Source organism: Streptomyces sp. NPDC054872, assembly GCF_053610705.1.
Genome location: NZ_JBSGYY010000032.1, coordinates 59,786 through 79,464, shown reverse-complemented (window position 1 = coordinate 79,464; position 19,679 = coordinate 59,786). Strand labels below are relative to the sequence as shown.

The 19,679-nt window shown below is 71.6% G+C and carries 18 protein-coding genes and 1 riboswitch; of the genes, 9 read left to right on the top strand and 9 right to left on the bottom strand.

The genetic code is table 11. The features are described from left to right. Position 1 precedes the first annotated feature (1 nt). Positions 2 to 118, top strand: a riboswitch (SAM riboswitch). 180 nt (positions 119 to 298) lie between these two features. After that, positions 299 to 1,696: an aminotransferase class V-fold PLP-dependent enzyme gene (locus tag ACWGIH_RS31620; RefSeq protein WP_453450541.1), complete on the top strand. Its 1,398-nt coding sequence runs from the start codon at positions 299 to 301 to the stop codon at positions 1,694 to 1,696. Here the strand turns inward: ACWGIH_RS31620 and ACWGIH_RS31615 are convergent. From ACWGIH_RS31615 to ACWGIH_RS31585, 7 genes are all read right to left on the bottom strand, one after another. After that, entirely contained in the window at positions 1,648 to 2,856 is a 1,209-nt protein-coding gene (locus ACWGIH_RS31615) for a glycerate kinase family protein (RefSeq protein ID WP_453450540.1), read from the bottom strand. The genes ACWGIH_RS31620 and ACWGIH_RS31615 overlap by 49 nt on opposite strands. 31 nt (positions 2,857 to 2,887) lie before the next feature. Next, positions 2,888 to 4,300 carry an SLC13 family permease gene (locus tag ACWGIH_RS31610; protein WP_453450539.1) on the bottom strand — a complete coding sequence of 471 codons (1,413 nt, stop codon included), beginning with the start codon at positions 4,298 to 4,300 and terminating at the stop codon, positions 2,888 to 2,890. A gap of 98 nt (positions 4,301 to 4,398) precedes the next feature. Further along, the gene (locus ACWGIH_RS31605; protein ID WP_453450538.1) at positions 4,399 to 5,064 is read right to left on the bottom strand and encodes a response regulator transcription factor; all 666 of its coding nucleotides are present in this window, start codon (positions 5,062 to 5,064) and stop codon (positions 4,399 to 4,401) included. Beyond that, positions 5,061 to 6,566 (bottom strand): ATP-binding protein, encoded by a 1,506-nt coding sequence (locus ACWGIH_RS31600; RefSeq protein WP_453450537.1) that lies wholly within the window; start codon positions 6,564 to 6,566, stop codon positions 5,061 to 5,063. The genes ACWGIH_RS31605 and ACWGIH_RS31600 overlap by 4 nt, the downstream gene beginning before the upstream one ends. Then, positions 6,493 to 6,843 (bottom strand): small secreted hydrophilic protein, encoded by a 351-nt coding sequence (locus tag ACWGIH_RS31595; protein ID WP_453450536.1) that lies wholly within the window; start codon positions 6,841 to 6,843, stop codon positions 6,493 to 6,495. The genes ACWGIH_RS31600 and ACWGIH_RS31595 overlap by 74 nt, the downstream gene beginning before the upstream one ends. Positions 6,844 to 6,946: 103 nt before the next feature. Beyond that, positions 6,947 to 7,228, bottom strand: a complete 282-nt coding sequence (locus tag ACWGIH_RS31590; protein ID WP_363208281.1) for an Lrp/AsnC family transcriptional regulator — start codon at positions 7,226 to 7,228, stop codon at positions 6,947 to 6,949. Next, positions 7,225 to 7,962, bottom strand: a complete 738-nt coding sequence (locus tag ACWGIH_RS31585; RefSeq protein WP_453450535.1) for a rhomboid family intramembrane serine protease — start codon at positions 7,960 to 7,962, stop codon at positions 7,225 to 7,227. The genes ACWGIH_RS31590 and ACWGIH_RS31585 overlap by 4 nt, the downstream gene beginning before the upstream one ends. 138 nt (positions 7,963 to 8,100) lie before the next feature. Between ACWGIH_RS31585 and ACWGIH_RS31580 the strand changes: the two genes are divergently transcribed. From ACWGIH_RS31580 to ACWGIH_RS31560, 5 genes are all read left to right on the top strand, one after another. Further along, a complete protein-coding gene (locus tag ACWGIH_RS31580; protein WP_363208279.1) occupies positions 8,101 to 8,340 on the top strand; it encodes a hypothetical protein in 240 nt (79 codons plus the stop codon). Between the two features lie 34 nt (positions 8,341 to 8,374). Next, the gene (locus ACWGIH_RS31575) at positions 8,375 to 9,724 is read left to right on the top strand and encodes an NYN domain-containing protein (protein WP_453450533.1); all 1,350 of its coding nucleotides are present in this window, start codon (positions 8,375 to 8,377) and stop codon (positions 9,722 to 9,724) included. A 316-nt stretch (positions 9,725 to 10,040) separates the two neighbouring features. Then, positions 10,041 to 11,072 carry a C40 family peptidase gene (locus ACWGIH_RS31570; RefSeq protein ID WP_453450532.1) on the top strand — a complete coding sequence of 344 codons (1,032 nt, stop codon included), beginning with the start codon at positions 10,041 to 10,043 and terminating at the stop codon, positions 11,070 to 11,072. A gap of 224 nt (positions 11,073 to 11,296) precedes the next feature. Then, positions 11,297 to 12,322 carry an NlpC/P60 family protein gene (locus tag ACWGIH_RS31565; RefSeq protein WP_453450531.1) on the top strand — a complete coding sequence of 342 codons (1,026 nt, stop codon included), beginning with the start codon at positions 11,297 to 11,299 and terminating at the stop codon, positions 12,320 to 12,322. Between the two features lie 38 nt (positions 12,323 to 12,360). Further along, the gene (locus tag ACWGIH_RS31560; RefSeq protein WP_453450529.1) at positions 12,361 to 13,557 is read left to right on the top strand and encodes a hypothetical protein; all 1,197 of its coding nucleotides are present in this window, start codon (positions 12,361 to 12,363) and stop codon (positions 13,555 to 13,557) included. Here the strand turns inward: ACWGIH_RS31560 and ACWGIH_RS31555 are convergent. Then, positions 13,514 to 14,782, bottom strand: coding sequence for a glycosyltransferase 87 family protein (locus ACWGIH_RS31555; protein WP_453450528.1), 1,269 nt, complete (start codon positions 14,780 to 14,782; stop codon positions 13,514 to 13,516). The genes ACWGIH_RS31560 and ACWGIH_RS31555 overlap by 44 nt on opposite strands. An 86-nt stretch (positions 14,783 to 14,868) precedes the next feature. Here ACWGIH_RS31555 and ACWGIH_RS31550 point away from each other — a divergent pair, with 86 nt between their 5' ends. Beyond that, positions 14,869 to 16,011 (top strand): glycosyltransferase family 4 protein, encoded by a 1,143-nt coding sequence (locus ACWGIH_RS31550; protein ID WP_453450527.1) that lies wholly within the window; start codon positions 14,869 to 14,871, stop codon positions 16,009 to 16,011. A gap of 194 nt (positions 16,012 to 16,205) precedes the next feature. Here ACWGIH_RS31550 and ACWGIH_RS31545 read toward each other — a convergent pair whose 3' ends face one another. Next, positions 16,206 to 18,002, bottom strand: a complete 1,797-nt coding sequence (locus tag ACWGIH_RS31545) for an AMP-dependent synthetase/ligase (RefSeq protein WP_453450526.1) — start codon at positions 18,000 to 18,002, stop codon at positions 16,206 to 16,208. Positions 18,003 to 18,321: 319 nt separating this feature from the next. Here ACWGIH_RS31545 and ACWGIH_RS31540 point away from each other — a divergent pair, with 319 nt between their 5' ends. Both ACWGIH_RS31540 and ACWGIH_RS31535 read left to right on the top strand, forming a co-directional pair. Beyond that, on the top strand, positions 18,322 to 19,092 hold the full coding sequence (locus ACWGIH_RS31540) for a metallophosphoesterase family protein (protein ID WP_453450525.1): 771 nt from the start codon (positions 18,322 to 18,324) through the stop codon (positions 19,090 to 19,092). Positions 19,093 to 19,182: 90 nt separating this feature from the next. Then, a complete protein-coding gene (locus ACWGIH_RS31535) occupies positions 19,183 to 19,623 on the top strand; it encodes an SRPBCC family protein (RefSeq protein ID WP_453450524.1) in 441 nt (146 codons plus the stop codon). The last annotated feature ends 56 nt before the right edge of the window (positions 19,624 to 19,679 follow it).

Here is a 19,679-nt window from a genome sequence, read left to right as displayed (position 1 = left end):
AGGTCATGAGTGACAGCGATTAGGCCCCGGCTCGCTGTCCGGCAACCCTCCGTCCGTGGCGGGGTGCCCCGGGTGAAGACCAGGCCGTACGCAGCAAGGCGTATGGCAAGCGCGGACCCCTGCGCACTCGATGAGTGTCGTACCCCTGGGGTCCTGGTCCTCAAGGGAGCAGTCTCGTGAGCAAGCGAATGCGATAGGGCTTTCCGGCCCCTTTTCCGCACCCCCTTTTTCTTCGTCACTGCGGCGCCGTACGCGCGCATCCGCAGTGAACTCGCCTGCCTTCCCACGGGAGTTCGCCATGTCCGCACGCATCGTCGCCACCACCGAAGCCGCCTCCGCCGAGTCCGCCGACCCCTGCTGTGCCGCGCCGCTGCCCGTCCTCGGCCGTGACGTCACCGTGCCGCTCGTCACCGGCGGCGAGGTGACCTACGCGGCGCTCGACTACGCGGCCAGCGCCCCGGCCCTGCAGCGGGTGTGGGACGACGTGGCCGCCTACGCGCCGTACTACGGCAGCGTGCACCGCGGTGCCGGTTACCTCTCGCAGCTCTCCACCGACCTGTTCGAGAACAGCCGCGTCACCGTCGCCGAGTTCCTCGGCTGCCGCGAGGACGACCAGGTCGTCTTCACCCGTTCGACCACCGACTCGCTCAACCTGCTCGCCGCGGCGCTGCCCGCCGACTGCCAGGTCTTCGTCTTCGAGACCGAGCACCACGCCTCGCTGCTGCCCTGGCGCGACGCCCGCGTGACGTACCTGAACGCCCCGCGCACCGCCGACCAGGCCGTCGCCACCCTGGAGCGCGCCCTCGCCGACCGTGACCCCTACGGGCCCGCCCTGGTCTGCGTGACCGGCGCCTCGAACGTCACCGGTGAGCTGTGGCCGGTCAAGGAGCTCGCCGCCGCCGCCCACGCGCACGGCGCCCGCATCGTCCTTGACGCCGCGCAGCTCGCGCCGCACCACCCGGTCTCCATCAGCGAGCTCGACGTCGACTGGGTCGCCTTCTCCGGCCACAAGCTGTACGCGCCCTTCGGCTCGGGCGTCCTCGCGGGCCGCTCCGACTGGCTGCGGGCCGCCGAGCCGTACCTCGCGGGCGGCGGCGCCTCGCGCAAGGTCGCGCGGCGCACGGACGGCGGCGTGGACGTCGAGTGGCACGACACCGCCGCACGTCACGAGGCCGGTTCGCCGAACGTCATCGGCGTGTACTCCATCGCCGCCGCCTGCAAGGCGCTCACCGAGGCCGGCTTCGACGAGCTCGTCGCCCGTGAGCGCCACCTCATCGCGAGGGTCCGCGAGGGCCTCGCCGACGTGCCCGCCGTGAAGGTGCTCTCGCTCTTCGGCGACGACGCGCCGCGCGTCGGCGTCATCTCCTTCGTCGTCGACGGCTGGAACAGCTCGCACTTCGCCGCCGCGCTCTCCGCCGAGTACGGCATCGGCGTACGCGACGGCCTGTTCTGCGCCCACCCGCTGGTGCGCACCCTCCTCGGCAGCGACCCGCAGACCCAGGGCGAGTGCGGTGCCCCCGAGGCCGCGCCCGGCGAGAAGTCGCTGAACGCGATCCGCGTCAGCTTCGGCGCGGGCACCCCGGACGAGCACGTGGAGCGTTTCGTGCGCGCCGTCAAGGAGCTCGTGGCGGATGGCGCACGCTGGAACTACCGCACCGAGGACGGGCGTTGCGTGCCGGACACCAACGCCGCCTGAGCCTTGGCCCGCCCCTTCAGGCGTGAGCCCAGGACGATCATCCGCAGGGCCCGCTCGGTCGCGTCGGTGAGGAATTCGCCGCCACGCCCGAGCGCCTCGGTGAGCGAGACCGGCGCGGGCAGGATCGCGCTGTAGGCGTCCACGCCCTCCGCCCGTACGTGGTGGGCGCCCTGGCCGATGGTGCCCGCGAGGACCAGGACCGGGCGGCCGAACCGCTTGGCCCGGCGCGCCACTTCGGCCGGGACCTTGCCGCGGGGCGTCTGGTGGTCGAGCGCGCCCTCGGCGGTGACGACGAGGTCGGCGCGGGCCAGGCGGGCGTTCAGGTCCAGGTGGTCCAGGAGGACGTCGAAGCGGGGGAGCAGCGCGGCGCCGAGTGCCGCGAGGCCGGCTCCCAGGCCGCCGGACGCGCCTGTTCCGGGGCCGAGGGCGAGGTCCCCCGTGGCGTGCAGGTCCCGGGTCAGGACGTGCGCCCAGTGCTCGAGGCCCGCCGCCAGCTGTTCGACCTGCGTGGGCGTGGCGCCCTTCTGGGGGCCGAAGACGCGGGCGACGCCGCGCTCACCGGTCAGGACGTTGAAGGGGTTGCAGGCGACGCGGATCTCGGTGTCCCGCAGGCGGGGGTCAAGGCCTGCGGGGTCGATGCGGCTCAGTCGGATCAACTCCCGTCCGCCGCACGGAAGTTCCCACCCGTCCGCGTCCAGGAGCCGGGCGCCGAGTGCCTGGAGCGCTCCCGCGCCCCCGTCCGACGTGCCGGAGTCGCCGCAGCCCACCAGGATGCGGCGGGCGCCCGCGTCGAGTGCGGCACCGATCAGTTCACCGACGCCGTACGTCGTCGTGGCGCCCGGGTCGCGCAGATCGCGGGGGACGAGCGAGAGCCCCGCCACGGCCGCCATCTCGACGACCGCCGTACCGTCCGGGAGCAGCGCGAAGTGCGTGCCGATCCGCTGGCCGACGGGACCGGTGGCGGGCAGCGCGACCAGGCGGCCGCCGCCCGAGGTGGCCAGGGCGCGCGCGGTGCCCTCGCCGCCGTCCACCAGGGGGATCAGATCGGTCTCGGCGTGCGGGACGACGCGGCGTACTCCTTCGGCGATGGCCTCGGCCGCGGACTGCGCGGACAGGGACTCCTTGAAACCGCTGGGGGCGATGGCGAAGTGGGTCAGCACGTGGGTCTCCAGAGTGGACGCAAGGGCGGGATCAGCGGACGGGTACGCCGAGCAGCGGCCAGAGCGCCACGGCGAAGAGCAGGACGAGGGCGGCGGTCAGTGGCGCCAGGACCGCGGAGAGGCGCAGCAGGTCGCGCGGGGTGTAGGTGGGGGTGCCCGGGATGTCGGCGAAGAGCGTGACGGGCTTCGCGGAGGCGGGCAGGGTGTGGCAGAAGCCGGCGGCGGCCGTGGAGGCGAGCGCGGCGGCGACCGGGTTGACGCCCGCGCCGACGGCCGCCGCGACGACCAGCGGGACCAGGACGGACGAGCGGGCCGAGCGCGACTGCAGGACCAGGTGCGCGGCCGTGCTGACCGCCACCACGAGGGCCAGGAAGAGCCAGGGCGGCACATCGAGCGGCACTCCGCCCACGAGCCACTTCGCCGCCCCCGACTCGGCGAGCGCGACGCCCATCGCCATCGTCGCCGCCATGAAGAGCAGCAGCGCCCAGGGCACGGTCTTCAGCGCGTCCTTGAGGCGTACGGTGCCCAGGGCGGGGGACGAGGCGACGACCGCGCCGATCAACGCGACGACGGCGGGCGGGACTTGGTGCAGCGGCTCGCTGCACCACAGGGCGACGACCGTGGCCAGGAGGAGCGCGCAGCGGGTCTCGGCGGGCTCCCAGGCTCCGGTGACCGGCTGCTCGCTGTGCTCCTGGAGCTGCTCGACGGTGATGTGCACCGGGCCCTCGCGGTCGGCGCGCCGTGTCGTCGTCAACAGGACTGCCTCCGCCGCCAGATGGGACGAGGCGATCGCGAGCGGAAGACCGAGCAGCATCCACTGCGTGAAGCCGATCCGCTCCCCGGTGGCCTCCCACAGCACGGACACCGTGATCAGATGCGCGCCCGCGCCGATCAGGGTCGCGACCGCGGAGAGCAGGATCACGGTCGGGAACAGCAGCGCGAGCATCACCACGAGGCGTTTGCGGTCGGCGAGAACCTTCGCGAGCGCCAGGAAGACCGGCAGCGCGAGCGCGGCGCGGCCCGAGGTGGCGGGCACCGCGAAGGCCGTGACCACCAGGGCGGCCGTCGTCAGATGCGTCAACTGCCGTACGCTGCGCGCCCCGCTGACGAGAAAGGCCGCCGCCCGGCCCGCCAGCCCGCTGCGGGCGACCGCGGCCGCCAGCACGAAGGCGCAGATAAGGAGCCAGACCGTCTCGTCACCGAGGGTGCCGAAGAGCGTGTCGCTGCTGATCACCCCGGTCGCGGTGAGCGCGAGCCCGGCGCCCAGCGCGATGTACGTGTCGTCGATCGGGGTGCTGATCCACGCGCAGGTCGCCAGGGCGAACACGGCCAGGGTGAGCCGGGCGTCGCCGCTCAGGCCGGGGAAGTTGCCCGGCACCAGGAGCAGCGCGCACAGGCTCAGCGCGACGCAGAGGGTGATGGCTTGGCGGGGATTCAGGGTCACGCACTGAGCCTCGGGCCCCGCCGTGAGCCCTCAATGAGCCGTGGATGAAAGGAAATTCACCCGGAGGGCGCCACTTCACCCCGGCAGGCGGTACCCCATCACCCCGGCAGGCGGTACCCCATCCCGCGTACCGTCTCCACGCGCTGCGCGCCCAGCTTCTTGCGCAGCGCCCTGACGTACACGTCCACGATGTTGGACCCGGGATCGAAGTCGTATCCCCACACGTGCGACAGGATCTGCTCCCGCGAGAGCACCTGCCCCGGATGGCGCAGGAAGAGTTCGAGCAGCACGAACTCGCGCGCCGTCAGGTCCACCGTCCGCTCGCCCGAACGCGCCCGGCGCGTGCGCAGGTCCAGCGTCAGATCCCCGCCCCGCAGCACCGTCACCTCCGGGGCGCCCGCCGCCGTACGCAGTCGCAGGCGCACCCGCGCCAGCAGTTCCTCGAAGCGGAACGGCTTGGTCATCCAGTCGTCCGCGCCGCCTTCCAGGCCCGCCACGGTGTCGCGGACGGAGTCGCGCGCGGTCAGCACGATGACCGGTGTGGACACGCGGGCCTCGCGCAACTGCCGCAGGACCGTGAAGCCGTCCTTGCCCGGCAGCCCGATGTCCAGGACGACCAGGTCGAAGCCGCCGGTCAGGGCGTAGTCGTAGGCCGCGTCGCCGTCGCCGACGACGCTGGTGGTGAAGCCGTTGGCGCGCAGGCCCTTCTCGACGAAGGAGGCGATGCGCTCCTCGTCCTCGACGATGAGGATGCGGTTGTTCATGGCTGTCCTGCTTCCTGTTCTCGCAGGTCGAGTACGAAGGTGGCGCCGCCGCCTTCCGTGGGCCGCAGCTCGACCTGGCCGCCGTGCCCTTCGGCGATCGCCCGCACGATGGCGAGGCCGAGTCCGGCGCCGGTGGCGCGGGCACCACGGCGCGCGGTGCCGCGCCGGAAGCGTTCGAAGATCACCGCGGCGTCCTGCGCCTGGACGCCGGGTCCGCTGTCGGCGACGTACAACTCGACGCGGCCCGCCGTGCTGCGCGAGCCGATGCCGATCCGCTGGCCGGGGACGGTGTGCTGGACGGCGTTCTGGGCGAGCTGCACCATCGCCTGGGTGATGCGCTGCGGGTCGAGGCCGGTTTCTCCGTCGGCCACTTCGGCCAGCTGCCAGTCCCGGTCGCCGAGCGCGCGTGCCTTGACGAAGACGTCCGCGGTCAGCTCGGCGAGCTGCACCGGCCGCGGGGTGACGAAGTCGGGCCGCTCGGCCTTGGCGAGGAGGAGAAGGTCCTCGACGATGCGGCTCATCCGGTCGAGTTCCTCCATGACGATCCGGACCGTCTCCTCCCGCTCTCCCGGGTCGTCGCCCATCAGCTCCAGGTGGCCGCGCACGATGGTGATGGGAGTGCGCAGCTCGTGCCCGGCGTCGTCGACGAACTCGCGCTGCGCCGCGAACGCGCGCTCCAGGCGGTCGAGCATGCCGTTGAAGGTCTCGGCGAGCGCCGCGATGTCGTCCCTGCCCTGCACCGGGATGCGCCGGGTCAGGTCCTGTTCGGTGAGCTGCGCGGCGGTCGTACGCACCAGGCGTACGGGCTTGAGGATGCGGCCCGCGACCGCCCAGCCGATGCCGGTCGTCATCAGGAGCGCGACCCCGGAGATGGCGAGCAGCATCGTGAACACGTCGCCCGCCTTGGCCTGTTCGCCCTCCGGGTGGAAGGCGACGACGAACGCCGCGGCCGGATGTCCGGCGCCGGCCGCGATCTCCACCTTGGCCCAGCGGACCTCGCCCCGGTCGCGGTGCAGCGTGCCGGTCGCGTCGGGGGAGTCGAAGACCGTGCGCAGTGCGGCGGGGTCCTCGGCGAGCGGATGGTCGATCCGCTGCTCGCGTGCCTGCTCCTTCTTCGCGGGCGGCTTGCCGGAGCGGCCGACCAGACCGAGCAGTTCCTCGTCGGGGTCGGCGTACTGCCGGGAGAGGAAGAGCCGCAGGAGGGGGTCGGGAGCGGTGAACTTCCGTCCGGTGTGCGGATCGACGCCTTCCCTGGCGAGGTTGGTGAACTCCCCGGTCTCCTGGGCGAGCAGCCGGTCGATGCGGTGGTCGACGTCGCGCAGCAGGACGGAGCGCGTGGTGGCCGCGACCGCGGTGAGCGCGACGGCCATCACCACGAGCAGCCAGAGCAGGATGCGGACACGGGCGGATATCCAGCGGTGCGGGCGCTCAGCCGTCGTCACCGGGACCGTCGTCGTCGTTGTCGCCCTGTCCGTTGCCTTCGTTGCCGTCGTCGTCGTCATCGCCCGTGGAATTCTCGCTCACCGGCGGCGGGGACACCGTCTCGTCGCTCGGCGTCGGCCGGGGCGAGGCGGGCTTCCCGGACGGCGACGACGAGGACGACGAAGGGGCCGACGAGGGCGAGGCGGGCGACCCGGACGGGGAGCCGCTCTCCAGCTCCACCTTGGGCGGGGCCTTGGGCGGCTCGGGGCTGTCGGTCAGGGCGTAGCTGGTCGCGGCGATGCCGAGGGGGATCGCCACGACGGCGGCCAGAGCGGCCATGCGGTGGGAGAAGACCATGACGGTGAGCGTGCGGGGCGTAGGGCGTCACAAGCATGAGCCGCAGATGAAGAAACCCTCATCCGGCACGCGTGCCGGACGCTGGGGGACCAGGGCCGGACGGCTACGAGTCGAGGCCGATCGCGAACGCCGCCTCGAGGTCGTGCTGCGAGTACGTGCGGAACGCGACGTGCGTGTCCGTCCCCTCGACGCCGGGGATCTTGCTGATCTTGCCGGGGATGACGTCGGCCAGGTCGTCGTGGCGCGACACGCGCACCATGGCGATCAGGTCGTAGGTGCCGGTCACGGAGAAGACCTCGCTGACGCAGTCGAGGGCGGCGATCGACTCGGCGATCTCCGGGATCCGGTCCACGCTGGTCTTGATGAGCACGATCGCGGTGATCACGGCTGACTGTCTCCCTCGGTAGCCGGTGCTGGCTTCTGCTTCTTCACTCTAGCTGTCCACCTGTAGCGCCCCCACGCGTACAGAAACCCCAGGGAGAACCCGACCAGGTGCGCCAGATACGCCACCCCCGGCCCCGCCGCGCCCTGCCAGGCCGCGAGCCACTGCAGCACCACCCAGAACGGCAGCACCACCCACGCCGGGAACCGCAGCGGCAGGAAGAAGAGGAACGGGAAGAGACTGGTGACCCGTGCCTTCGGGAAGAGGCTCAAGAAGGCGCCGAGCACCGCGGAGATCGCCCCCGACGCGCCCACCAGGGTCTGGTCGGAGTCCGCGTGCGCGACCGCGTAGGCGAACAGGGCGAGATAGCCGCAGCCGAGATAGAAGAGCGCGAACTGGATGTGCCCCATCCGTTCCTCGGCCATCGCCCCGAAGACGAAGAGGAAGAGCATGTTGCCAAGCAGATGAAGCCAGCTGCCGTGCACGAAGAGCGCGGTGGCGGGGCCGAGCAGGGGCCGCGCCGCGCCGCTGAACAGCTCGGAGGGAATGACGCCCCAGCGCTCGAAGTAGGCCTGCTGGGCGGCGAGCACCTCGTCGCCGGTGCCGTACGAGGGGTTGAGCCCGGACACCGGTGAGATCACGAAGACCAGACAGCAGGCGGTGATCAGGCCGTACGTCACCGGGGCGGACTGCCCCCTGAGCATTCGGCCCGCCGTCGTACCCCATGTCCTGATCATGAACAGAGCATGACGTAAGGGCAGCAAACCGTACAGAGTGCCCCGCCGCGTGGGAGGCCGCCGCATGGAGACCCTTACAGGCCTTAGGGTTACGGGCACCACGCACCATGGAATTCCGAAGGAAAGCGAACAGCCACGATGACGGTTCCTCTGCCGACCGACACCACCAGGTGGCGCTGCCAGCTCTGCGGCAACCTCACGCGCTTCGACGTGACCCGCAGTTCGAAGGTCGTCGAATATGTGCACCTCGACCTGGCCGGTGAGTCGAACATCGAGGAACGCGAGGTGGTCAGTGAGACCATCGAGTCGGTGCGCTGCCGCTGGTGCAACGCAGTGGACCAGGTGGAACTCGTGGACAGGCCGGGCGCCGGCTCCTGAGGGAGCGGGCCCCGCACAGCTAGTGGGGTGACGGATGGTGGAGAGCGCGAGCGGGGAGCCGGACGACGGCGCCGCTGAGGTGCTCGACCGCCCGCTGCCCGACGGAGTGCGCCGACGGGTCGTCCAGATCGTCTCGGACGGCTTCGGCGGCCTCACGGTCAGCGAACTGCCCGCACAGCTGCGGCAGTACGCCCGCTTCACGCCGACCCGGCGCACGAAGTTCGCGGGCAACGCGATGGCGACGGCCCTGGAGGGCGACGCGCTCTTCCGGCAGCGCATCGGCGAACGTCTCAGAGAGGCGCAGCCCGAGCTCACCGGCGCCCTGGACGCGGGCTCACCGCCCCCGGCCGCGGACCCCCTCGATGTGGCGGCCGCGGCCTATGTGCTGCGTCCCACCGGCTGGGTGAAGCTGGTGACCGCCGCGGGCGAGGAGGCCCTGCGGGCGGACGCCGAGCGCGTCGACGACGAGACCCGGGCCGAGCTCGAACGGCTGCGCGGAGAACTCGCGGCGGCCCGCGGCCAGACGAAGGCCGAGACCGAGCGGCTGCGCACGGAGCTGGAGTCGGCGAAGAAGGAAGCCGAATCGATGCATCGCAAGCTGCGCAGCGCTCTCAGCGACGTCAAGCGCGGCGAGGCGGCCCTGCGCAAGGCCGCCGCCGAGTACGACGCCGCACGCGCCGAAGGACAGGCACAGCTGTCCGCCGCCGAGAGCGAGGGCCGGCGGCTCAAGGCCCGGCTCAGCGAGACCGAGGCCGCCCTCGAGGCCAGCCGCAGGGCGGCGCGCGAAGGCCGCAGCGTCGAGGACATGCGGGTGCGGCTGCTGCTCGACACGGTGCTCGAGTCCGCCCAGGGGCTGCGCCGCGAACTGGCCCTGCCGCCCGTCTCCGTGCGACCCGCCGAGACCGTGGACGCCGTCGAGCCGGGGCGGATGACGCCGAAGGACATCGCCGCCCGGGCGCTCTCCGAGAACGACCCGGCGATCATCGACCAACTGCTCGCGCTGCCGCAGGCGCACATGGTCGTGGACGGCTACAACGTCACCAAGACCGGCTATCCGACGATGCCCCTGGAGAAGCAGCGGCTGCGGCTGCTCGGCTCGCTCTCGCAGCTCGCCGCGCAGACCGGCGCCGAGATGACCTGTGTCTTCGACGGGGCCGAACTCGCCGCGCCCGTGCTGCTCGCGCCGCCGCGCGGGGTGCGGGTGCTGTTCTCCAAACCGGGCGTCACCGCGGACGAACTCATCCGCCAGCTGGTGCGCGCCGAGCCTCCGGGGCGCCCCGTGGTCGTCGTGTCGACCGACCGCGAAGTGGCCGACGGGATCGCGAAGGCGGGTGCGCGGCCCGTCGCTTCGGCCGTACTTCTGAAGCGGCTCTCGCGCGGCTGACGCGCGCCGTTCCGCACGCCGGGCGTACGCCTGTTTCGCACTCCTAAAGGCGCGCAAGTAACTCCTGTGCCCTATGCCCGAATTGGGGCGCCGGTGGCGCGACGTAGCGTCAAGAGATCATCACCGGCTGTGCGTTATCGGTAAAATATGCCTCCCGCACCCCACTTTTTGCCGGTCAGGATTTGAACTGATCACAAGAAGGTCACTAGGGTCTCGCCTCGAACCTCCGCTCGGTTGATCACCCATCCGGGGTGACAGCGGTGGTACCCGCCGACCGGGTCTCGGTAGGCGGCTGGAGGAAGAAGGAGCCGCCTTCGTGGCGTCCCACCGTCGACCCAAGCAGCCGAGCCGCGCGCGCGTGACCGTGCTCACCGCGACTGCCGCCGCCGCCGTCGCACTCACCTCCCAGGCGGCCAACGCGACGCCGAGCGAGAAGCCGAGCAAGGACGAGGTCAAGTCCAAGGTCGACAAGCTCTACGAGGACGCCGGCCGGGCGACCGACCGGTACAACGGCGCCAAGGAGAAGCAGGAGAAGCTCGAGAAGGAGATCGGCGAGCTTCAGGACAAGGTGGCCCGCGGCCAGGAGGACCTCAACGACCTCCGCGGCGGCCTCGGTTCGATGGCCAGCGCGCAGTACCGCTCCGGCGGCATCGACCCCTCCGTCCAGCTCTTCCTCTCCGCCGACCCGGACGACTACCTCGACAAGGCGTCCGCCATGGACCAGTTGAGCGGTCATCAGGTCGAGGCGCTCAAGAAGGTCCAGGAGAAGCAGCGGACCCTCGCGCAGGAGCGCAAGGAGGCTTCCGACAAGCTCACGGACCTCGCCGACACGCGCAAGGAACTGGGCAAGAAGAAGAAGGAAGTCCAGAGCAAGCTCGGCGCCGCCCAGAAGCTGCTCAACACCTTGACCGCCAAGGAGAAGCAGGAGCTCGCCGCCAAGGAGCAGCGTGCGAGCCGCGACGCCGGCGACCGCGTGGACCTCGGCAAGGAGGCCCCTGCGTCGCAGCGCGGCCAGGCCGCCCTGAGCGCCGCGGCGACGCAGATCGGCAAGCCCTACGTCTCCGGCGGCAGCGGCCCCAACTCCTACGACTGCTCCGGCCTCACGCAGTGGGCGTACAACCAGGCCGGTGTCCAGATCACCCGGACCACCTACACCCAGCAGAACGACGGCCCGAAGATCGGTCGCGGCGAGCTGAAGCCGGGCGACCTGGTGTTCTTCAACAGCCTCGCGCACGTCGGGTTGTACGCGGGCAACGGCCAGGTGCTGCACGCCCCGAAGCCGGGTGCCGTGGTGCGCTACGAGTCGATGTCGACCATCGGCTCCTTCCAGTTCGGTGTCCGCATCTGAAACGACCGGCGTGCCGCCCAAACGGGCGAATTCCGGCAACTCACGCTGACCCCACGCCCCGTCGGTGACCTGCGTCTCCGGCGGGGCGTCACGTTGTGTGCACGGCAGGGTCTTTGGCCGTGACGTGATCCCACGGCTACTCTCGCGCCCATTCCCCCGACGCATCGGGGGATTTCCCCCCGGTTCGCCCGGGGGTCCGTCATGCGGAGGGAGAGCGGCTTCCCGTGGGGTCCCATCGTCGTCCCGCGCTGTCCGGTCTGGACCGGAGTACGCGCGTAACCGTCCTGTCAGCCGCCGCGGCGACCGCCGCGGCCGCGTTCGCCGCACCGGCGGGCGCCGCACCGCAGGACACCCCGGCGACCACCAAGGCCAAGGTGGACCGCCTCTTCGAGCAGGCCGAGAAGGCCACGGAGGCGTACAACAAGGCCGACGAGCGCGCGGACACCCTGCGCGAGCAGGTCGAGCGGGCCAAGGACAGCGTCGCCCGCGGCCAGGAGCGCATCAACACGATGCGCGGCGCGCTCGGTTCGCTCGCCGGGGCGCAGTACCGCTCGGGCGGCATCGACCCCTCCCTGGCCCTGATGCTCTCCTCCGACCCGGACGGCTACCTGGACAGGGCGGCCACGCTCGACCGCATCAGCGCCCGCCAGGCCGGTGAACTGACCGATCTGCAGAGGGCCCAGCGCAGCCTCGCCCAGGAACGCACGGAGGCGGGACACAAGCTCGCCGAGCTGGAGAAGAGCCGCACCGTCGTGGCCCGCCAGAAGCGGAGCGTCGAACACAAGCTCGCCAAGGCCCGCCGACTCCTGAACTCGCTGTCCTCGCGGGACCGTGAGGCGTACGACAGGTCATCGCGCTCGGGACGTGACGAGATGCCGGACCTCGGGGGCGCCGGGCCGTCCTCGTCGCGGGCCGCGGCCGCCATCGCGGCGGCGCGGTCGGCGATCGGCCGCCCCTACGTGTGGGGCGCCAACGGCCCCTCCGGCTTCGACTGCTCGGGCCTCACCCAGTGGTCGTACGCCCAGGCGGGCGTCGGCCTGCCGCGCACCTCGCAGGCCCAGCGGTACGCGGGACGTCAGGTGCCGCTGGCCCAGGCGCGGCCGGGTGACCTGGTCGCCTACCGCGACGACGCCAGCCACATCGGGATGTACATGGGCAACGGCCAGGTCGTGCACGCTCCCTACCCCGGCGCCCCCGTGCGCTACGACCCGGTCGGCATGATGCCGGTCTCGTCCGTGACGCGGATCTGACCGGCGGTCCGCGGCCCGCTGCCCTTACGATCTGAAACGTGGCTGGTCGCGGGCGTGGGTCGTGGGTCCTCGGGATGTGTGTCGCCCTGCTCGTCGGGTGCGGCGGTCCCTCGGCGCCCGATGCCGCGCCCGGCGACGTGCGCAGGCTGCTCGACCGGCGGGCGGAGGCGGTGCTCGACCGGGACGCGGAGGCGTACCGCGCGACGGGCCGCGACGCCGGGGCCGCCGGCGCCTACGACAACCTCCGCGAGGTCCCGCTCGAGTCCTGGCAGTACCGCCTGACCGCGTTCCGGCGCAGCGGCACGCGCGCCACGGCGACCGCCGACCTGCGGTACCGCATCAAGGGCTACGACAGCGAGCCGCTCACCACCTCGCGCGCGCTGACGCTCCAGGAGCGCGACGGACGGTGGTACGTCCTCGCTGAGCGGCCCGCGAAGAAGGCCACGCAGCAACTCTGGGACCAGGGGCCCGTGACGTCCGTACGGGGCACTCACAGCCTCGTGCTCGGCGTGGGGCGCGGCGGGCGGGAGAAGACGACGCTGCGCGAGTACGCGGCCCTCGCCGACCGGGCGGTCCCCCTGGTGCGGGACGCCTGGCAGGAGAAGTGGCCGCAGCGGGTCGTCGTCATGGTGCCCAAGTCCCTCGACGGCATGGCGGGGCTGCTCGGGGCGCCCGCTTCCGGCTACCAGGGGATCGCGGCGGTGACCACGGGGGAGACGGGCGGCTCCGGCGACGCGCCCGCGGACCGGATCATCGTCAACCCCGAGGCGTACGGCGTGCTCGGCGACTTCGGCAAGCAGGTCGTGCTGACCCATGAGACGACCCATGTCGCGACCCGCGCGCACACCTCGCCGGCGACCCCCTTGTGGCTCTCCGAGGGCTTCGCCGACTGGGTGGGCTACCGCGGCACGGGCCGCACCGCCGCCCAGGCCGCCCCCGAGCTGCGCCGTGCCGTCCAGGGGGAGCGACTGCCCGGCTCGCTCCCCGAGGACGACGACTTCGGCTTCAGCGGGGACGCGGGCCAGCTCGCGCAGGCGTACGAAGGGTCGTGGCTGGCCTGCCGGATGATCGCGGACCAGTGGGGCGAGGAGCCCCTGACGGACTTCTACGAAGCTGTCGGCGAGCGCGAGAAGAGGCCCGGGGCGGTGGAGGACGCGCTGCGGGACGTCCTGGACATCTCCCTGGAGGAGTTCACGGCGCAGTGGCGTACGTATCTGCGGGCCGAGCTCGGCTGACCTCCTCGGACGCCGACGCCCGCGCACGGGCCCGCGGTTCGGACACCGTTCGGCGCCACAGGCTCCGGCAGGCGAGCAGCGTCGCCGCGACGAGCAGGCCGTTGCGCACGAAGAGCAGGGCGATGCCCAGCGGGTCGCTCGCCACCACGTGCGAGAACCAGACGGGGAACTCCAGGAACGTGACGCACGTGGCCGCGAGCACCAGACGCGCGGGCAGCGCCATGCGGCTCGCGCGAAACGCCATGCACACGGCGGCGACCCCGACCAGCCACAGGAGGTACTGCGGGCTGATCACCCGGCTCGTCGTCGTGAACAGCAGTACGGCGACGAAGGCCGCGTCCGCGACCGTGCTCGCGGACCACTCACGGGCCCGCAGCCGCCATGCGAGGAGCCAGCAGAAGGCGGCCACGGAGAGCCCCTGCGCCACCGTGCTGACCAGTGTGACGTAGGGGCCGAGGAATTCCACCGAGCCGTAGTTGAGCTGCACCTCGCCCTGCCAGCCGAGGTGGCGCGCGACGTGGAAGACGAGCGCGCCGAGCGACTCGACCTCGGTGCCGCGGTCGCGCTGGAAGGTCAGGAAGGCGAGCGCGCCGGGCATCGTCACCAGGAAGGCGAGGGTGAGGCCGAGGGCGGTGGCGACCGCCGCGCCCCAGGAACTCCGGGTGGCACGCGCGCGTGGCATGCCGACGAGCAGCAGGGCGGGCCACACCTTGAGCAGCGCGCCGAACCCCGCAAGCGCCCCCGCGGCGCGTGGGCGCCGTGCGCCGCAGAGCAGCGCGGCGACCGCGACGGCCGTCACCATCACGTCGTAACGGGCGTAGACGGTCGGCCCGAGCAGCGCCACGCCGAGGACCCACACCCAGGCCCCGCGGAGGGTCTTGCCGGGCCGCCGGCCCGCGTACAGGAGCAGGGCGCAGACGAGCGCGTCGGCGAGGAAGGCGAGCACGAAGAACGCCGACGTGTAGTCCACGAAGGGCAGCAGGGCGGGGGAGAGGATCGCGAGGGCGGCGGCGGGCGGGTACTGCCAGGTGACGTCGTCGAGGGGGAAGGTGCCGGTGCGCAGGACCTCGTACCAGCCCTGGTAGATGACGGTGACATCGCTGGTCACGTCGGGGCCGGGCGCGGTGAGCACCTTGAAGACGCAGAGCAGCAGCACGGTCCTGGTCAGGACCCAGACGGTCAGGATCCGCGCCACGCGCACCACGCCCCTTTTCGGATACTTCATTGTGGTTCGTGGAGCCATGATGCCGGGCGCGGCCGTGGATGGGCCGAGAGGCACGCTCTGCCGGGCTTTCGGTACTGTCGGCGACGATGCACAAGACCCTGATCGTCACGAACGACTTCCCGCCCAGGCCCGGTGGCATCCAGGCGTTCCTGCACAACATGGCGCTGCGCCTGGACCCCGAACAGCTCGTCGTCTACGCCTCCACGTGGAAGCGGGGACGCGAGGGCGCCGAGGCGACGGCCGCCTTCGACGCGGAGCAGCCCTTCAAGGTCGTACGCGACCCCACGACGATGCTGCTCCCGACCCCGCGCGTCACGCGGCGCGCGGTCTCGCTGCTGCGTGAACACGGCTGCGAGTCGGTGTGGTTCGGGGCAGCGGCGCCGCTGGGGCTCATGTCGCCCGCGCTGCGCAAGGCGGGCGCGAGGCGTCTCGTCGCCACGACGCACGGGCACGAGGCGGGCTGGGCGCAGCTGCCCGCGTCACGCCAACTGCTCCGCCGCATCGGCGATTCGACGGACACGATCACCTATCTGGGCGAGTACACGCGCTCGCGCATCGCCGCCGCGCTGAGCCCCGCGGCGGCCGGGCGCATGGTCCAACTGCCGCCGGGCGTCGACGAGAAGACCTTCCACCCGGGCTCGGGCGGGGACGCGGTACGGGCCCGGCTCGGTCTGACGGACCGGCCGGTCGTGGTGTGCGTCTCGCGTCTCGTGCCGCGCAAGGGGCAGGACACCCTGATCCTCGCCATGCCGCGGATCCTGGCCCGGGAGCCCGATGCGGTGCTGCTGATCGTCGGGGGCGGCCCCTACGAGAAGGAGCTGCACAAGCTCGCCGCCGAGACCGGGGTCTCGGACTCCGTCCGGTTCACGGGGTCGGTGCCGTGGGAGGAACTTCCCGCGCACTACGGCGCGGGGGACGTCTTCGCGATGCCGTGCAGGACCCGGCGCGGCGGGCTCGACGTGGAGGGCCTCGGCATCGTCTACCTGGAGGCTTCGGCGACCGGCCTTCCCGTGGTCGCGGGTGACTCCGGCGGGGCGCCGGACGCGGTGCTCGACGGGGAGACGGGCTGGGTCGTCCGGGGCGGCTCCCCGGAGGCGGCCGCCGACCGGATCGTCACCCTGCTGGGAGACGGGGAGTTGCGGCAGCGCATGGGGGAGCGGGGCCGGGAGTGGGTGGAGGAGCGGTGGCGCTGGGATCTCCTGGCGGAGAAGCTGCGGGAGTTGCTTTGAGCGCCTGATGAGTTGCCGCCGGGGCTTGTTGCGCGGCTGACTGCCGGCGTGGGCTTGTCGCGCAGTTCCCCGCGCCCCTGACGGGGCCCAGCTGAGCGCCCCTCAAGGGGCGCGGGGAACTGCGCGAGCAACCAGCCACGACCGCACGTCGCAAGAGAAGAAGCCCCCCACGGCGAGTGGGCGCCCCGCCAACGCTACCCGCGGTAAAGCGCCTCGATCTCGTCCGCGTAGTCCTTCGCGACAACGTTCCGCTTCAGCTTCAGCGACGGAGTCAGGTGCCCCGACTCCTCCGTGAACTGCGAGGCGAGGACACGGAACTTGCGCACGGACTCCGCCTTGGAGACCGCCGCGTTGCCGTCGTCCACCGCGGTCTGGATCGCGGCGAGAAGATCCGGGTCCTCCCGGAGCGACGCGGCCGTGGAGTCCGCGGGCTTCCCGTGGTCCAGGGCCCAGCGGCCCACGAACTCGTCGTCCACCGTGACGAGCGCGCCCACGAAGGGCCGTCCGTCGCCCACGACCATGCACTCCGCGACGAGGGCGTGCGCGCGGATACGGTCCTCGATCACCGCGGGAGCGACGTTCTTGCCGCCCGCCGTCACGATGATCTCCTTCTTGCGGCCGGTGATCCGGAGGTAGCCGTCCTCGTCGAGCGTGCCGATGTCACCGGTGTGGAACCAGCCGTCGGCCAGCGCCTCTTCGGTCGCGCCCTCGTTGTTCCAGTACTCCGTGAACAGGTGCTCGCCGTGCAGCAGCACCTCGCCGTCGTCGGCGATCCGGACGACCGAGCCGGGCAGCGGCTGGCCGACCGTGCCGATCTTCTGGCGGTCCCAGGGGTTGAACGCGGTGGCCGCGCACGACTCCGTCAGGCCGTAGCCCTCCAGGACCGTGAAGCCGATGCCGCGGAAGAAGTGCCCCAGGCGCTCACCGAGCGGCGCGCCGCCCGAGATCGCGTACTCGCCGCGCCCGCCGAGGACGGCCCGCAGCTTGCTGTAGACCAGCTTGTCGAACGTCTTGTACTTGATCTTCAGGCCGAGCGAGGGGCCGCTCGGGGTGTCCAGCGCGCGGCTGTACGCGATCGCCGTGTCCGCGGCCTTGTCGAAGATCTTGCCCTTGCCATCGGCCTGCGCCTTGGCGCGCGCCGAGTTGTAGACCTTCTCGAAGACGCGCGGGACGCCCAGGATCATGGTCGGCCGGAACGAGGCCAGCTCGTCCGTGAGGTTCTTGACGTCGGGCGCGTGGCCCAGCTTGATCGGCGCCATCAGCGCGGCGACCTCGACCAGGCGGCCGAAGACGTGCGCGACGGGAAGGAAGAGCAGCACCGAGCACTCACCGGTGCGGAAGAGCGGTTTCAGGCGCTCCACCACGTTGCCGCACTCGGCGAAGAAGCTGCGGTGGGTAAGCACGCAGCCCTTCGGGCGGCCGGTGGTGCCCGAGGTGTAGACGATGGTGGCCGGGTCGTCGGCGCCCGCGACCGCGCTGCGCTCGTCGACGGTCTCCTCCGGGACGTCGGCGCCCGTGCGGTTCAGCTCGTCGACGCCGCCGCCGTCGATCTGCCAGACGTTGACCAGGTCAGGAAGACGGTCGCGCACGGATTCGACGGCGGCGCGGTGCGCGTCGAGCTCCACGATGATGCCCACGGCGCCGGAGTCGCCGAGGATCCACTGGATCTGCTCGGCCGAACTCGTCTCGTACACGGGCACGGTGACCGCGCCGGCGCTCCAGATGGCGAAGTCGAGGAGTGTCCACTCGTAACGGGTGCGGGACATCAGGGCGACGCGGTCGCCGGGGCGCACTCCGGAGGCGATGAGCCCCTTGGCGGCGGCGCGCACCTCGGCGAGGAAGGTCTTGGCGTTGACGTCCTGCCAGGTGCCGTCCACCTTGCGGCCGATGACGGCGACATCCGGGTGCTGCGCGGCATTTCTGCGGACGATGTCGGTCAGATTGCCGTCCGCAGGGACCTCGTACAGGGCCGGAAGGCTGAACTCGCGCAAGACTGCTGCTCCTACATAGGGCGCCGGCGCCACGACGTTGTGCGATGCGACGGTGCGGTCCAAGATCGGGCAGGTGCTCCGGGGGAAATGGGGGGAAAGACAGCTGGAGCACTACTGGACTGCCCGGACGTTACCCATGGGTATGGCTTGTTCGGTAGGGGGTCCGGGCCAGATGTTCGGTGCGTCACACGACGTTGTGGTCTGAACCGCACAGTACGCCACGCCATTCCCGACTCGGAAGTAACCGCAGGTCCGCCCCCTTCTCCGTGCTTCTCGGGGCCTCTACCCACGTTTGCCCGCTCGTTCTAGGGTGATCGGCATGCCAGGTTTCCGGGTCAATGTGGTCAGTGACGTGCACGGCAACACGAAGGATCTCGCCCGCGCGGGCGAGGGAGCCGACGCGCTCATCTGTCTCGGTGACCTGGTTCTCTTCCTCGACTACGCCGACCACTCGCGCGGCATCTTCCCCGACCTCTTCGGCAAGGAGAACGCCGACCGCCTGGTCGAGCTGCGCACCGCCCGCCGGTTCGAGGAGGCCAGGGAGTTCGGGGCCCGGCTCTGGGCGGGGATAGACCGCGGGCCCGCCATCGAGAAAGCCGTGCGCAAGCAGTACGCCGAGATGTTCGCCGCCTTCCCCTCCCCGACGTACGCCACCTACGGCAATGTCGACATACCGACCCTCTGGTCCGAGTACGCGGCCCCCGGCACCACCGTCGTCGACGGCGGCCGTGCCGAGATCGGCGGCCGGGTCTTCGGCTTCGTCGGCGGCGGCCTGCGCACGCCCATGCGGACGCCGTACGAGATCAGTGACGAGGAGTACGCGGCCAAGATCGAGGCCGTCGGCGAGGTCGACGTGCTCTGCACGCACATCCCGCCGGACGTCCCCGAGCTGGTGTACGACACCGTCGCGCGCCGCTTCGAGCGGGGCAGCCGCGCACTGCTCGCCGCCATTCACAGGACCCGCCCGCGATACGCACTTTTCGGCCACGTTCACCAGCCGTTGACCCGGCGGATGCGGATCGGGGCGACGGAGTGTGTGAACGTGGGGCACTTCGCGAGCTCGGGCAGGCCGTGGGCCCTGGAGTGGTGATGGTGGGCCACTTCGTGCGCGGTAGCCTTCACGCGTCACACACGTACACACCACCCCCCGTACCGGACCGCATCTGGAGGAGCCACAGAGATGGCGGAACACACCAGCTCGAGCATCACGATCGAGGCGGCACCGGCCGAGGTGATGGGGGTGATCGCCGACTTCGCGCGCTACCCGGACTGGACGGGTGAGGTGAAGGAGGCGGAGGTGCTCGACACCGACGACCAGGGCCGCGCCAAGCAGGTCCGCCTCGTCATGGACGCGGGCGCGATCAAGGACGACCAGACGCTCGGGTACACGTGGACCGGCGCGAACGAGGTCAGCTGGACCCTCGTCAAGTCGCAGATGCTGCGCTCGCTCGACGGCTCGTACCTCCTGAAGCCCGTGGGGACCGGCACGGAGGTCACCTACAAGCTGACCGTCGACGTCAAGATCCCCATGCTCGGGATGATCAAGCGCAAGGCGGAGAAGGTCATCATCGACCGGGCGCTCGCGGGCCTGAAGAAGCGCGTGGAGTCCGGCGGCAAGTAGCACCGGCGGGGGAGATCCGCCGCGCGGCGGCGGGACTCACCTCACGTACCGTTCAC